This is a genomic window from Agromyces humi (assembly GCF_009720255.1).
GTDB lineage: Bacteria > Actinomycetota > Actinomycetes > Actinomycetales > Microbacteriaceae > Agromyces > Agromyces humi.
This window is the reverse complement of the sequence record NZ_WJSP02000794.1, coordinates 1-528: the sequence shown is the minus strand read 5'-3', so window position 1 is coordinate 528 and position 528 is coordinate 1. Positions and strand designations below refer to the sequence as shown.

At 74.6% G+C, this 528-nt stretch carries 1 protein-coding gene; it reads right to left on the bottom strand.

Features of this window, described 5'->3' with window-relative positions; translation table 11 throughout:
• Positions 1–42 precede the first annotated feature (42 nt).
• A partial coding sequence (locus GH736_RS24220) for a TetR/AcrR family transcriptional regulator (protein ID WP_159607647.1) occupies positions 43–528 on the bottom strand: 486 nt, incomplete at its 5' end.

The following is a 528-nucleotide window of genomic DNA, read 5'->3' as shown; positions in this document are numbered from 1 at the left end:
CCTGGCCGTTGCGGCCCTTGCTCACGCCGCGAAGCTCGATCCTCATGCGCGTGTCTCCTGGTGGTCGTCGGCGACGACGGGGGCGCCGTCGTCAGCAGAGAGTTCGGGTGCCCGCGCGATGAGCTCGGCGCTGTCCTGCCAGCCCAGGCCGGCGGTGCCGAGCACCGCGAGCATGACGAGGCGGCGGCCGTCGACGTCGTCGATGCCGGTGGCGGCGGCCTCGAGCAGCACCGAGATCGCGGCGGACTCGATGAGCCGCGCGAGCACCTCGGGGCGGATGTCGGGACGCACCGTGCCATCGGCGATACCGCGCTCGACGAGGGCACGCAGTCGCTGGCGCACGGGCTGGAGCGCTTCGCCGGCGTGGGCCGCGTAGGGCTCGCGCACGGCCATGCCGGCCAGCATGCGCACATGTTCGACCGCGCCCCAGAGTCGGGCGCCGAGCAGGGCGATGGCGGTGGGGGCATGCGGGTGGTCGGTCGCCGCCGCGACGGCGTTGAGGCGCTCGGCCCCCACGTCGATGACGGC